General features: G+C 71.7%; 8 protein-coding genes. 3 read left to right on the top strand and 5 right to left on the bottom strand.

The window, feature by feature from the left end; translation table 11 throughout:
• The first annotated feature begins 79 nt into the window (after positions 1-79).
• Positions 80-1,231: an AI-2E family transporter gene (locus tag OG422_RS14945; protein WP_405743296.1), complete on the top strand. Its 1,152-nt coding sequence runs from the start codon at positions 80-82 to the stop codon at positions 1,229-1,231.
• On the opposite strand, the gene OG422_RS14940 is transcribed toward OG422_RS14945, so the two are convergent.
• Positions 1,135-3,402, bottom strand: coding sequence for a SpoIIE family protein phosphatase (locus OG422_RS14940; protein ID WP_405743295.1), 2,268 nt, complete (start codon positions 3,400-3,402; stop codon positions 1,135-1,137). The genes OG422_RS14945 and OG422_RS14940 overlap by 97 nt on opposite strands.
• 403 nt (positions 3,403-3,805) lie before the next feature.
• On the opposite strand from OG422_RS14940, the gene aspS reads away from it, so the two are divergent.
• Entirely contained in the window at positions 3,806-5,578 is a 1,773-nt protein-coding gene (aspS, locus tag OG422_RS14935; protein WP_405743294.1) for an aspartate--tRNA ligase, read from the top strand.
• Between the two features lie 81 nt (positions 5,579-5,659).
• On the opposite strand, the gene metG is transcribed toward aspS, so the two are convergent.
• From metG to OG422_RS14915, 4 genes are all read right to left on the bottom strand, one after another.
• Positions 5,660-7,390 (bottom strand): methionine--tRNA ligase, encoded by a 1,731-nt coding sequence (gene metG, locus OG422_RS14930; protein WP_405743293.1) that lies wholly within the window; start codon positions 7,388-7,390, stop codon positions 5,660-5,662.
• A 156-nt stretch (positions 7,391-7,546) separates the two neighbouring features.
• Positions 7,547-8,989, bottom strand: a complete 1,443-nt coding sequence (locus OG422_RS14925) for a DHA2 family efflux MFS transporter permease subunit (protein WP_405747800.1) — start codon at positions 8,987-8,989, stop codon at positions 7,547-7,549.
• 270 nt (positions 8,990-9,259) lie between these two features.
• The gene (locus OG422_RS14920; RefSeq protein ID WP_405743291.1) at positions 9,260-9,418 is read right to left on the bottom strand and encodes a hypothetical protein; all 159 of its coding nucleotides are present in this window, start codon (positions 9,416-9,418) and stop codon (positions 9,260-9,262) included.
• 141 nt (positions 9,419-9,559) lie between these two features.
• Positions 9,560-11,053, bottom strand: coding sequence for a VWA domain-containing protein (locus OG422_RS14915; protein WP_405743290.1), 1,494 nt, complete (start codon positions 11,051-11,053; stop codon positions 9,560-9,562).
• A gap of 694 nt (positions 11,054-11,747) precedes the next feature.
• Between OG422_RS14915 and OG422_RS14910 the strand changes: the two genes are divergently transcribed.
• Positions 11,748-13,064, top strand: a complete 1,317-nt coding sequence (locus OG422_RS14910) for an alpha/beta hydrolase (RefSeq protein WP_405743289.1) — start codon at positions 11,748-11,750, stop codon at positions 13,062-13,064.
• Positions 13,065-13,108 lie beyond the last annotated feature (44 nt).

Raw genomic sequence — 13,108 nt, 5'->3', positions numbered from 1 at the left:
CGTGCCCGGCAGGGGCGCCGGGCCCGCCGCCTCCGTGCCACGGCGGACGGTCGCCCGGTGCACATGGTGGACTGTTCGGGTGCAAAACGACCTGAAGAGAGACCGGCCCCGCGGCGAGGCGCCGCTGCTTCCGATCGCCGCCCGCCGGACCGCCGCCTGGTGCGCGGTGGTGCTGCTGGTGGCGGGCGTGATCGCGGTCGGCGTCTGGCTCTGTGTGGAGCTGAGCGCCGCCGTCACCCCCGTCCTGCTGGCCCTGCTGGGCAGCGCGCTGCTCGGGCCGGTGTACCGGCGGATGGTGGCGATGAAGCTCAACCGTTCGCTGGCCGCCGGGCTGACCTGCGCCGTCCTGGTGATCGTGGTCGGCGGCGCCGGTTATGTCGTGGTCAGCGCGCTGGTCGACACCGGTGACCAGATCATCGCCTCGCTCAAGGAGGCGGCCAAGCAGCTCTCCCGGCACTTCGGCGCCGCCGGTACCTCCCTCGACGACCTCGCCACCAACGCCAAATCGCTGATCGGCAAGTTCGGCACCACCGCCGCAACCGGGCTGCTGGCGGGCGTCAGCGTCGTCGGCCAGTTCGTCGCGGCGGCGGTCCTCGCGCTGCTGCTGACCTTCTTCTTCCTCCGCGACTCGGGCAAGGCGCTGGCCGCGCTGCGCGACTGGGCGCCCGGCGATTCCGCGCCGCAGTTGGAGGGGATGGCCCGCCGCGGCTTCCAGGCGGTCGAGGGCTTCATGCGCGGCACCACCCTCATCGCCCTGATCGACGCCACCTGCATCACCGTCGGACTGCTGGTCCTGGGCGTCCCCAACGCCTTCGGGCTGGGCGCGCTGGTCTTCGTCGGCGCCTACATCCCCTACCTCGGCGCCTTCATCTCGGGTGCTGTCGCGATCCTGGTGGCGCTCGCCGAGGGCGGCTTCGTCAAGGCGCTGTGGGCGCTCGGGGTGGTCCTCGCGGTGCAGGTGCTGGAGGGCCATGTCCTCCAGCCGATGATCCAGAGCCGTACCGTCCAGATGCACCCGGCGGTCGTCATGCTGGCGATCACCGCGGGTGCCGGGGTCGCGGGCATCCTCGGCATGCTGCTGGCCGTGCCGCTGACCGCCGCCGCCTTCGGCGCGCTCCACGAACTGCGCCGCCACTACGTCAGCTCGGCCACCGACTCCTCCGGGCCGGACGCCACCGACTCCGGGCCGGACGCCACGGACCCGGAGGCGCCCGGCTCCGCGCCCGCGTAGCGCGCCTCACCGGCGGCCGGCTCTGCCGGACCGTCGCCGCCCGCGTCCTCATAGATCTCGAACCATGTCGACTTGCCGTCGCCGCGCGGTTCCACCCCCCACGCCCCGGCCAGCAGCTCCATCAGCACCAGGCCGCGGCCCGAGGACGCCAGCTCGCCGGGGCTGCGGCGGTGCGGCAGCTCGTCGCTGGCGTCGGTCACATCGACCCGCATCCGGCGGTGGCCGGCCGGGCCCGACAATTCGACGACCAGCAGCGCGTCCCCGTCGGTGTGTGTCAGCACATTGGTGACGACCTCGGAGACGAGCAGCACCGCGGCGTCCACCTGCTCCGGGTCGGCCCAGTCGTGCAGCACGTCGCGGATCTGCGCGCGGGCCGCGGCGATCCGTTCCGGCTCGGCCTGGGCGACGGTCAGCACCGTGCGCCGCACCGGCCGTACCGCCTCCGGGCCGCCCGCGCCCACCCGGCATGCGGCGGCGTCCCGGGAGAGCAGCAGCATCGCGATGTCGTCCTCCCGCCGGTCCACCAGCGGCCCGGTCATGTGGTGCGAGGGCGGGCCGTGGACGGCCTGGACCAGCGCGTCCGCCAGCCGTTCCAGGCCCCCGTCGGCCACCCCGCCCGGATGGGATGCGACGACGCCGCGCAGCCGGGCCCAGCCGGTCTCCAGGTCGTGTCCGCCGGTCTCGATGAGCCCGTCCGTGCAGACCAGCATCGTCTCGCCGGGCTCCAGGACCAGCCGGGTGATGGGGTAGTCGGTGTCCGGCACGATGCCCAGCGGCAGCCCGCCCGCGGTGGTGCGGACCAGCATGGTGCCGTCGGCGGTGCGGATCGCCGGTTCGGGGTGCCCGGCCCGGGCGATGTCCAGCAGTCCGGTCGCCGGGTCGACCTCGATGTAGAGGCAGGTGGCGAACCGCGGATCGGTGCCCTCGGTGCCCTCGGTGCCCTCGGTGCCCTCGGTGCCCTCGGTGTCGTTGATGCCGGACAGGAAACGGGAGGCGCGGGAGAGCACCCCGTCCGGGTGGTGGCCCTCCGCCGCGTAGGCGCGCAGCGCGATCCGCAGCTGTCCCATCAGCCCCGCGGCCCGTACGTCGTGGCCCTGGACGTCGCCGATGACCAGCGCGGTCCGGCCGGACGGCAGCGGGATCATGTCGTACCAGTCGCCGCCGACCTCCAGGCCGCCGCCGGTCGGCACGTACCGCGCGGCGACCGTCATCCCGGGGATGTCCGGCCGCACCGTCGGCATCATGCTGCGTTGGAGGCCGACGGCGAGTTCGTGCTGCGATTCCTGGGCCCCGGCGCGGGCCAGCGCCTGGGCGAGCATCCGCGCGACGGTGGTGAGCACCGCCCGCTCGTCGGGCGTGAAGGTCACCAGGTGGTTGAACCCGGCCATCCAGGCGCCGATCGTGCGTCCCGCGTTGACCAGCGGCAGGAACGCCCACGAGGTGCGCGCGAAGCGGGCGGCGAGCGGCCAGGCGGTGGGGTAGCGGGCGCGGTACGCCTCGGGTGTCGGCAGGTAGATGGCCCGCCCGGTCCGGACGACCTCGGCCGCCGGGTAGTCGGTGTCCGTCGTCATATCGGTGAACGGCCGCTCATCGCCGGTCGGCTGGCCGTGGTGGCCGATGACGGTGAGGCGCCCGCCGACGATGCCGAAGACGGCGAGGCCGTCGGGTATGAATCCCGGCATCGACAGCCCGGCCGCCACCCGCAGCACCTCCGCGGTGGACCGTGCCTCCGCCAGCGCCCGCCCGGCGTCCAGCAGGAACGCCTCGCGCGAGCGCCGCCAGTCGCCGGTGACGGGGGTGCGTACGGCGGTGGCGTCGGGTTGTGGGTCGGGCACCTCCTGGAGCGTGCCGAGCAGGGTGAAGGCGCCCTCGGGCCGCAGCGGGCGGAAGCGGGAGCGGACGGTGCGCAGCACCCGGCCGTCGGCGTCGACGATGCGCAGCCGGGACTCGGCGAGGCTCCGCTCGGCGACGGCGAGCTGCACCACGCCGTTGATCTCGGCGAAGTCGACCGGGTGGAAACGGGACCGCACGGTCGCCTCGGAGAGTTCCACGGCCCGCGCCGGGAGCCCGAGCAGCCGGGCGGCCTCGGCGTCGAGCCGGACCCGTCCCGAGGCGTCGTCCCAGCTCCACAGGCCGGTCGCGAGGGCGGCCAGGAGATCCTTCGTGCGCATTGCCTCACTTTAAGTTGATTCCTCCGGGCGCCACCAACGCGGTGGGCCGGTACGTGCGGGCCCGGCCGCGGCGGCACCGGGCCCGCCGGAAGCACCGAGCCCGCGCCCGGCCCCCCGCCGCGGCCCGAGCCCGCACGCGGCCGCGCCCGATCCCGCACGCGGCTCCCGCCCGGCCGGGCCCGCCCGCCCCGGCCCGCGGGCCGCGCCCCGCGCCCGGCCCTGTACCGCCACCCCCGGCCCGGTGTCACGTATATGCCAACCCAGCCCCCAGCGCCGGGACGGTAACCTGGAGCGGTTATCACATACCCGGGGCGGTCCTCCACGGACGGCAGCGGTTCGGCCACGGACGGGCAGCGTCCGTGTGCGGCCTCCCCACCTCGACTCGCGACGACTTGGATGAGCGATGCATCGGTACCGGTCCCACACCTGCGGCGAGCTTCGGGCCGCGGACGTCGACACGGACGTCCGCCTCAGCGGCTGGCTGCACAATCGACGTGACCTGGGCGGCATCCTCTTCATCGATCTGCGCGACCACTACGGCCTGGTGCAGCTCGTCGCCCGTCCCGGCACCCCCGCCAACGAGGCGCTCTCCTCGCTGACCAAGGAAACCGTCGTCCGCATCGACGGCAAGGTCAGCGCCCGCGGCGCGGACAACGTCAACCCCGACCTGCCGACCGGCGAGATCGAGATCGAGGTTTCCGAGGTCGAGGTGCTGGGCGCCGCCGAGCAGATCCCGTTCACCATCAACGCCGAGGACGGCGTCAACGAGGAGAGGCGCCTGGAGTACCGCTTCCTCGACCTGCGCCGCGAGCGGATGCACCGCAACATCCTGCTGCGCACCGCCGTCATCTCCGCCATCCGGCACAAGATGACCGCGCTCGGCTTCAACGAGATGGCCACCCCGATCCTCTCGGCCACCTCCCCCGAGGGCGCCCGCGACTTCCTCGTCCCCTCGCGGCTGCACGCCGGGAAGTTCTACGCGCTGCCGCAGGCGCCGCAGCAGTTCAAGCAGCTGCTGATGATCGCCGGGTTCGACCGCTACTTCCAGATCGCGCCCTGCTTCCGCGACGAGGACGCCCGCGCCGACCGTTCGCCGGGCGAGTTCTACCAGCTCGACGTCGAGATGAGCTTCGTCGAGCAGGAGGACGTCTTCCAGCCGATCGAGAAGCTCATGACCGAGCTGTTCACCGAGTTCGGCAACGGCCGCACGGTCACCTCGCCGTTCCCGCGCATCCCGTTCCGCGAGTCGATGGTGAAGTACGGCTCCGACAAGCCGGACCTCCGCGCCGAGCTGGAGCTGGTGGACGTCTCGGACGTCTTCGCCGGTTCCGGTTTCAAGGCGTTCGCCGGCAAGCACGTCCGCGCGCTGGCCGTGCCGGACACCGCGGGCCAGTCGCGGAAGTTCTTCGACCAGATGGGCGACTTCGCCGTCCAGCAGGGCGCGAAGGGCCTGGCCTGGATCCGCGTCGCCGAGGGCAATGAGCTGACCGGCCCGATCGCCAAGTTCCTCACCGACGAGGACACCAAGGCGCTCGTCGAGGCCCTGGGCCTGGCGCCCGGCCACGCCGTCTTCTTCGGCGCCGGTGAGTTCGACGAGGTCTCCAAGATCATGGGCGCGGTCCGCGTCGAGGCGGCCAAGCGCACCGGTCACTTCGTCGAGGACGAGTTCCGCTTCTGCTGGATCGTCGACTTCCCGATGTTCGAGAAGGACGAGGACACCGGCAAGATCGAGTTCTCCCACAACCCGTTCTCCATGCCCCAAGGCGGCCTGGAGGCGCTGGAGACCAAGGACCCGCTGGACATCCTGGCCTGGCAGTACGACATCGTCTGCAACGGCACCGAGCTGTCCTCCGGCGCGATCCGCAACCACGAGCCGGACGTCATGTACAAGGCGTTCGCCATCGCCGGTTACGACAAGGAGACCGTCGAGGCGGAGTTCGGCGGCATGCTCCGCGCCTTCAAGTTCGGCGCCCCGCCGCACGGCGGCATCGCCCCGGGCGTCGACCGCATGGTGATGCTGCTGGCCGACGAGCCCAACATCCGCGAGACCATCGCCTTCCCCCTCAACGGCAACGCCCAGGACCTCCTCATGGGCGCACCCAGCGAGGTCGAGGAGGCGCGCCTGAAGGAGCTGCACCTCAGCATCCGCAAGCCGCAGGTGAAGACCCAGGGCTGACACAGGCACCGCATACGGCGAAGCCCCCGCGACCTTCCGGAAAGGTCGCGGGGGCTTCGCCGTACGTGGGGCCCGTCGTGGCTACGCGTCGTCACCGCCGCCGAAGCGCGCGCGGTACGCCTCCAGGTCGTCCTCGGTGATCTTCGCGAAGAGGACCGGCGGCACCGTGAACGGCGTACCCGCCGGGACGAACGCCAGCGCCGCGGCCTCCTCGCCGGTGACCCACGCCGCGGTGTCGTCCGCCAGTGCGAACGCGCCGCGCATGGCCTTCGCCGACGCCGGGATGAACGGCTCGGAGACCACCGCGTAGAGGTGGATGAGGTTCATCGCGGTGCGCAGCGTCAGCGCCGCGGCGTCCTTGTCGGTCTTGATCTCCAGCCAGGGGGCCTTCTCCTCCAGGTAGGAGTTGCCCGCGCTCCACAGGGCGCGCAGTGACGCCGTGGCCTTGCGGAACTGCAGCGCCTCCATGTGGCCCTCGTACTCCGCGAGCAGCCGCGCGATCTCCTCGCCCAGCTTCCGCTCGGCCTCGCCCGCCGCGGCACCGGCCGGGACCTCGTCGCCGAACCGCTTGCGGGAGAACGACAGCACGCGGTTGACGAAGTTGCCGAGGGTGTCGGCGAGGTCCTTGTTGACGGAGGAGGAGAACAGCTCCCAGGTGAAGGAGGTGTCGTCGGACTCCGGGGCGTGCGCCATCAGGAAGTAGCGCCAGTAGTCGGCGGGCAGCAGCTCCAGCGCCGCGTCGGTGAAGATGCCGCGCTGCTGGGAGGTGGAGAACTTCCCGCCGTAGTAGTTGAGCCAGTTGAACGCCTTGAGGAAGTCGACCTTCTTCCACGGCTCACGGGTGCCCAGCTGGGTGGCCGGGAACATCACGGAGTGGAACGGGACGTTGTCCTTGGCCATGAACTCCGTGTAGCGCACGTCGTCCGCCTCGTACCACCACGACTTCCAGTCGCGGCTCTCCGGAGCTGTGTCCCGCGCAGCGTCCGCCCACTCCTTCGTCGAGCCGATGTACTCGATCGGCGCGTCGAACCAGACGTAGAAGACCTTGCCCTCGGCGGCCAGCTCGGGCCAGACGTCGGCGGGGACGGGGACGCCCCAGTCGAGGTCGCGGGTGATGGCGCGGTCCTGGAGGCCCTCGGTCAGCCACTTGTGGGCGATGGAGGAGGCGAGCGTCGGCCACTCCTTGCTGCCGTTGCCAGCCAGCCAGCCCTCGACCTCGTGCTGGAGCTCGGACTGGAGGAGGAAGAGGTGCTTGGTCTCGCGGACCTCCAGGTCACCGCTGCCGCTGATCGCCGAGCGGGCGTCGATCAGGTCGGTCGGGTCGAGCACCCGGGTGCAGTTCTCGCACTGGTCGCCGCGGGCCTTGTCGTAGCCGCAGTGCGGGCAGGTGCCGACGATGTAGCGGTCGGGCAGGAACCGCTCGTCGGTGTTGGAGTACACCTGGCGGATCGCCCGCTCCTCGATGAAGCCGTTCTCGTGGAGCTTGCGCGCGAAGTGCTGCGTCAGCTCGACGTTCTGCTGCGAGGAACTGCGGCCGAAGTGGTCGAATTCCAGACCGAAGCCGTCGTAGATCGCCTTCTGCTTGTCGTGCTGCTCGGCGCAGAACGCGTCCACCGACTGCCCCGCGGCCTTCGCGGCCAGCTCCGCCGGGGTGCCGTGCTCATCCGTCGCACAGATGTAGAGGACGTCGTGCCCGCGCTTGCGCATATAGCGCGCGTACACATCGGCCGGGAGCATGGACCCCACCATGTTGCCCAGGTGCTTGATCCCGTTGATGTACGGAAGGGCGCTGGTGATGAGGTGTCGAGCCATTGCCGGCTGCTCCCAAGTCGCTACGGTGAGTGAGGAATTGCTTTACGGAACGTCAATATCGTACTGGACCGGGCGCGGCCAATTCACAGGTGTTTCCGCGGGTATTTCCGCTGGCAATGCGGCGGGTGCGGGGCGTACCGGGGGCCCCGTCCCTGCTCAGCGCGTGGTGTCCGTCGTGGGCCCGGCGTCGGGGCCGGGCGCCGGCCCGTGCCGTGGGGCCCGGGCCGTGACCAGCAGGCCCGCGACGAAGGCGGCCAGCAGCATCACCGTCGCGGAGACGCCGATCGCGACGGTGAAGCCGTGGACCACCCCGTCCTTGACGAGGGCGGCGTGCACCGCGGGCGTCAGCTGTCCGGCCCGTGCCGCGGCCGCCAGCCGGTCCGCGATGTAGGCCGCCCCGGTCGACGTCGCGATGGTGTTCAGCAGCGCCGTCCCGATCGAGCCGCCCACCTGCTGCGCCGTGTTGACGGTCGCCGACGTGACCCCGGCGTCCCGCGCCGCGACGCCGGAGGTGGCGGTCGCCATCACCGGCATGAAGATCAGGCCCATGCCCAGCCCGACGAGGAGTTCGGCGGGCAGTACGTGCGAGACGTACGCGGAGCGCGCGGTCAGGAACGTCAGCAGATACAGCCCGCTCGCCGCGAGCAGCGCACCGGGCACCATCAGCAGCCGCGGCGGGAGGTGGTGCAGCAGCCGCGCCGATATCTGCGTCGAGCCGACGATGATTGCGACGGTCATCGGCAGAAACGCCATTCCGGCCTTCACCGGCGAATAGCCGAGCACAACCTGGAAGTAATAGGTCAGGAAAAGGAACATGCCGAACAGCGCGATGGTGGCCAGCGCCATCGTCAGAAACGCGCCGCCACGATTGCGGTCCCGCACGATGTGCAGCGGCAGCAGCGGATGGCGGGCCCGCGTCTGCCACACCGCGAACACCGCGAGCAGCGCGACGCCCCCGCACAGCAGCCCCACCACCAGCGCATCGCCCCAGCCCCGCGGCCGTGCCTCGCCGCACCCGTAGACGATCGCGACGAGCCCGCCGCAGCCCAGCAGCACACCGGGGATGTCGAGGCGGGCGCCGCCCCGCTCCGGACGGTCGTGCAGGAACACCACGGCGCCGAGGAACGCCAGCGCCGCGATCGGCACGTTCACATACAGGCACCAGCGCCAGTCCAGATACTCGGTCAGCAGCCCGCCCACGATCAGCCCGATCGCCGCCCCGCCACCCGCGATGGCCCCATAGATCCCGAACGCCTTGCCGCGCTCCTTCCCCTCCGTGAACGTCGTCGTCAGCAACGACAGCGCGGACGGCGCCAGCAGCGCCCCGAACGCCCCCTGCAACGCCCGCGCCCCGAACAGCAACCCCGGCCCGCTCGCCGCACCCCCGAGCCCCGACGCCACCGCGAACCCCACCAGCCCCACCATGAACGTCGTCTTCCGCCCGACGAGATCCGCGATCCGCCCGCCCAACAGCAACAACCCACCGAACGCGAGCGTGTACGCGGTGATCACCCACTGCCGCTCCGCATCCGAAATCCCCAGCTCCCGCTGCGCCGACGGCAGAGCGATGTTCACGATCGTGGCGTCGAGGACCACCATGAGCTGCGCGAGCGCGATGGTGACCAGAGCCCACCAGCGGCGGGGGGCGGGGTGGGCACCCTTGGCCTGCCCCGCCTGCGGCCCGCTTCCCGGTTCCGCCCGCCCGGTTCCCGCACCGGGCGCCCCGGCCCGCTCCGCCCGCGGCCCGTCCGCGGTGGCCTCCCCGTGTCCCCCTTGGCCGTCTCCGCTCATCACCCGACCTGCTTCCACCGGCCGTCGCCCCGGAGCGCCCGCCCCATCGACGGGCAGACCGGGGCAAACTGGATCAGTTCACGCACTCAGCGTAGGAGGGGTGGGGTGGGGGCGCCTGGTGGGGCGGGGCGGCGGGAAGAGCATGCCCAGCTCGCTGCCGGCGTTCAGCGCCACGCCCGCCGGGCTGCCGATGGCGGGGATGACGACGTCCAGCAGCCGGGCGCCGACGGCGGTCACCTATCCAGCTCAATAACCGGCCCGTGGGTCGGTTATTTGGTTCGGGGGAAGGGGGAATACGGGGACGGAAACGCCGACCGGCCGCGGCGCCAGGCCCGGTGGGGCCCGGCGGCGCGGCCGGTCGGTGCAGATGTGCGGGTGTCAGTTGTCCTTGAGGACGCCTGCGGTGCGGGCTTCGGTGAGCCATTCGGGGAACTCGACCATCAGCTGCTGGTAGAGCTCGTCGGAGGAGAGGGCGCGGGGGTCGCGTCCGGCGTGGAAGAAACCGGCGTTGTCGACGACGCGCTTTTCCGGTACGGCCAGGTCGTCGAGCTTGCGGAGGAAGTCGAAGCCCTTGGCGTCCGGGTCGCCGAAGCCGATGAACTGCCAGAAAATGGGGAGTTCGGCGGCTTCGCAGAGCGCCCTTTCGGCAGCCGGCCGGGAGGTCGGGGCGCCGTCGGTCTGGAAGATGACGAAGGCCGGGGCCGTGGTGCCGGACTTCTTGTAGTGCTGGACCACGGCGTCGATGGCCCAGTGGTAATTCGTCCGCCCCATGTGGCCGAGTCCGGCATGGAGTTCGGCGATACGGCCCTCGTAGTGGGTGAGGTCGAGGTCGGCGGTGCCGTCGACGTCGGTGGAGAAGAAGACGACGGGGACGATGCCGTCGTCGTCGAGGTTCGCGGAGAGGCCGAGGGCCTGTTCGGCGAGGTGCTGGACGGTGCCGTCCTTGTAGTAGTTGCGCATCGAGCCGGAGCGGTCGAGCACCAGGTACACGGCGGCGCGCTGGGCGGTGAGGCCGTGCTTGTCGAGGGTCGCGGCGGCGGACTTGACGAGGCTGACGAGGGCGGGGGCGGTGGCCTCCACCTTGTGGAGGGCGGTGTTGCCCTGGGGGGCCTCCGTGTCCTCCGTGGCTTGCGCGGTCTCCGTGACCTCCGTGGGGACCGTGGCCTCCGTGACCTTCGTGACCCCTGCGGTTTCCGCGGTCTTCCGGGCCTCGATGGACTCGGTCGCGTCGGAGGCCGGAGCGTCAGAGACCGAGGCGTCAGGCGCCGGAGCGTCAGATGCCGGGGCGTCGGCAGTGGCCTCGCCCGGGACGGTGTCCCCGTCCGTAGGGGTGGTGTCCCCGTCCGTAGGGACGGTGTCCTCGCCCGTAGGGGTGGTGGCCTCGTTCGGGACGAGGGCCTCATCCGCAGCGGTGGCCGTAGCGGTACCGGACTCGTCCACGGCAGCGACGGCCTCGGGCGCGTCGTCGGGCGTCGCCGCAGCCTTCGGGGCCTGCTCCGGTTCCGGGCGCTCGGCCCGGTGATCCACGTGGCCGGCCTGGGCCGGAACGGTCGGGGACTCCGGCTCGGCGGTGGATTCCTGGGGGGCCGTCCGGGCGGCGGGGACCTCGGCCACCGGGCGTTCCGCCACGGGCCGTTCCGTCGGGGGCTGTTCGGCGGCCGAAGCCTCGGCCGCCGGCTCTTCCGTCGCGGGCGCTTCGGCGGCGGCCCGGTCGGTGGGGGTGCCGGGTGCGGACTCCTCGCGGGCCTCCGGGATGGCGGTGGCTGGGGTGGCCGGTTCCGGCGTTTCCGTGCCGCTCGGTGTGGTGCCGGACTCCTCCCGAGTCGCCTTGGAGCGACCGAAAGCGTTGCGCAGCAGACTCCGAATGCCCATCGGCGGACCTCTCTTGGGGGTGGTGGGTGCGGCGTATGTCCGTGAAGCTGCGGACATGTCCCTGACCAGGACGGATACGTAAGAGTAGCGGCCCGCACCGGCGTCACCGTGGGATCTCGGGCGTCGCGTTGCCTGTACGAGGGGGCGTTGTGCGGGGCGGTGCGGAGCGCGACGGGAGCCGAAGGGAAGGGGTGCCGGGCCCCTCGCGGCGCGCGGCTGGACGGTGGAGGGGACGGAACCGGCCAGGGATGGGGGAACGGTGACGGCTGGAGCGAACCGGCCAGGTGGCGAGCCACGGTGACGGCCGTACGGAGGTGGCCCGGCCGGATTCCGTACGCGGCCCCCGCCGAGCCCAGAGGAAGGGGCGCGGCGGCACCCGGCCGAGGTCGCCCCGCCACCTTCGTCCGGGCCATTTCCGGGTACCTGGATTCCGCTTCGTTATGCGGGCTCCCGTATGATCACCGCTCCTCTCCTGGTGTGTGAATGCGGCCGCGCGGGGGTGGGCTCATATCACGGTGCGGACACGGGTCGGCAAGGTGTGGGTAAGGAAGTGGTTCGGACAGGTATCCGATGTCCGGTCGATCCCCTCTTATCCGGTGACCATCGGTCTGAGCCGCCCGTTGTTGGTCAAAGGCGGTCGCAAGCCGGGAGCCGGGCGAGAGCCTTTGCGAGGGTGACAGGAGATGTGGGGCGGATGGGGCTGACCAGTCGGTCGCTCGAAATCGCGGTGGTGGCGCTGGCGGTGGTGCTCGTCGCGCTGACGGTGTGGCAGTGGCCGCGGCTGTCGGGGCGTGGGGCGCGGGTTCTCCTCGGCAGGCTCGGCGCCGTCGTGGTCACCCAGGTGGCGCTGGTGTGCGCGCTGGCCCTCGCGGTCAACAACAGTTTCGAGTTCTACGGAAGTTGGGACGACCTCCTCGGCAACGAGGACAAGGCGCCGGTCGCGGTCAGTGACAACGGCGGGCAGTACGCCTCCGTCGGCACCACCAAGGGCGCGCTCGTCCAGCCCGCCGGGCCGCAGGGTCTGGACCGGGTGACGGGCCTGCCGCAGGGCCCCGCCGACAAGGTCGGGAAGATGGAGTCGGTACGGATCGTGGGGCGCCGCAGCGGCGCGATCAACCCGGCGTTCGTCTATCTGCCGCCGCAGTACTTCCAGCCGCAGTTCCGCCGTCAGCGGTTCCCCGTGATGGTCGTGATCAGCGGTTACCCCGGCGGCATCATGAACCTCGCGCAGCATCTCCAGATCCCGCAGAACGCCGGGCGGCTGATCGCCAAGGGCGCCATGCAGCCGACGGTGATGGTGATGGTGCGGCCGACGATCGCGCCGCCGCGGGACACCGAGTGCGTGGATGTGCCGGGTGGCCCGCAGGCCGAGACGTTCTTCACCAAGGACCTGCCGGACGCGATGCGGTCCGCGTACCGGGTGGGCCACGACGCGAGTGCGTGGGGCGCGTTCGGGTACTCGTCGGGCGGCACCTGCTCGCTCCAGCTGGCGATGCGGAACCCGAAGATCTACACGTCCGCCGTCTCGCTCTCCGGCGACTACGCGATCAAGGACGATCTGACGACCGGCAGCCTCTTCGGCACCGGTCCTGAGGGTGCGAAGCGCGAGCGGGAGCACGATCTGCTGTGGCGGATGGAGCATCTGCCGGTGCCGCAGATCTCCGCGCTGGTGGCCAGCAGCCGCAAGGGTGAGCCGGACTACGGCGCGACGATGGACTTCCTGCACGCGGCGAAGGCACCGATGACGGTCGACTCGATCATCCTGCCCCGCGGCAGCCACCAGTTCGGCACCTGGCGGCGTGAGGTGGTTCCGGCGCTGGAGTGGCAGAGCAGGCAGCTGACGTTCCCGCAGGACGTCGTGGCGGCGCCGCACAAGCCCGCCGCCCCGCACGGCGCCCAGGCACCGCACGACGGCAAACCGACCGAGCACCCCACGGGTCAGCAGTCCGGTGCCCCGGCCACCCAGGCGGAGCGCCGCCGGGACCCGGTGGAGTCCGCCGCGCAGGACTGACGGCGTACGGGAGCGGGCCGGGCACGGGGTGAGGAGTCACCCGG

Origin of the sequence: Streptomyces sp. NBC_01525, assembly GCF_045040405.1 — a bacterium.
In the GTDB taxonomy this organism is placed as follows: domain Bacteria; phylum Actinomycetota; class Actinomycetes; order Streptomycetales; family Streptomycetaceae; genus Streptomyces; species Streptomyces benahoarensis.
This window is presented reverse-complemented; position numbering and strand designations above follow the sequence as displayed.

Coding starts and splice junctions, on each gene's coding strand:
- OG422_RS14940 (WP_405743295.1), bottom strand. CDS start 3,402: ATGCGCACGAAGGATCTCCTGGCCGCCCTCGCGACCGGCCTGTGGAGC.
- aspS (WP_405743294.1), top strand. CDS start 3,806: ATGCATCGGTACCGGTCCCACACCTGCGGCGAGCTTCGGGCCGCGGAC.
- metG (WP_405743293.1), bottom strand. CDS start 7,390: ATGGCTCGACACCTCATCACCAGCGCCCTTCCGTACATCAACGGGATC.
- OG422_RS14925 (WP_405747800.1), bottom strand. CDS start 8,989: ATGGTGGTCCTCGACGCCACGATCGTGAACATCGCTCTGCCGTCGGCG.
- OG422_RS14915 (WP_405743290.1), bottom strand. CDS start 11,053: ATGGGCATTCGGAGTCTGCTGCGCAACGCTTTCGGTCGCTCCAAGGCG.
- OG422_RS14910 (WP_405743289.1), top strand. CDS start 11,748: ATGGGGCTGACCAGTCGGTCGCTCGAAATCGCGGTGGTGGCGCTGGCG.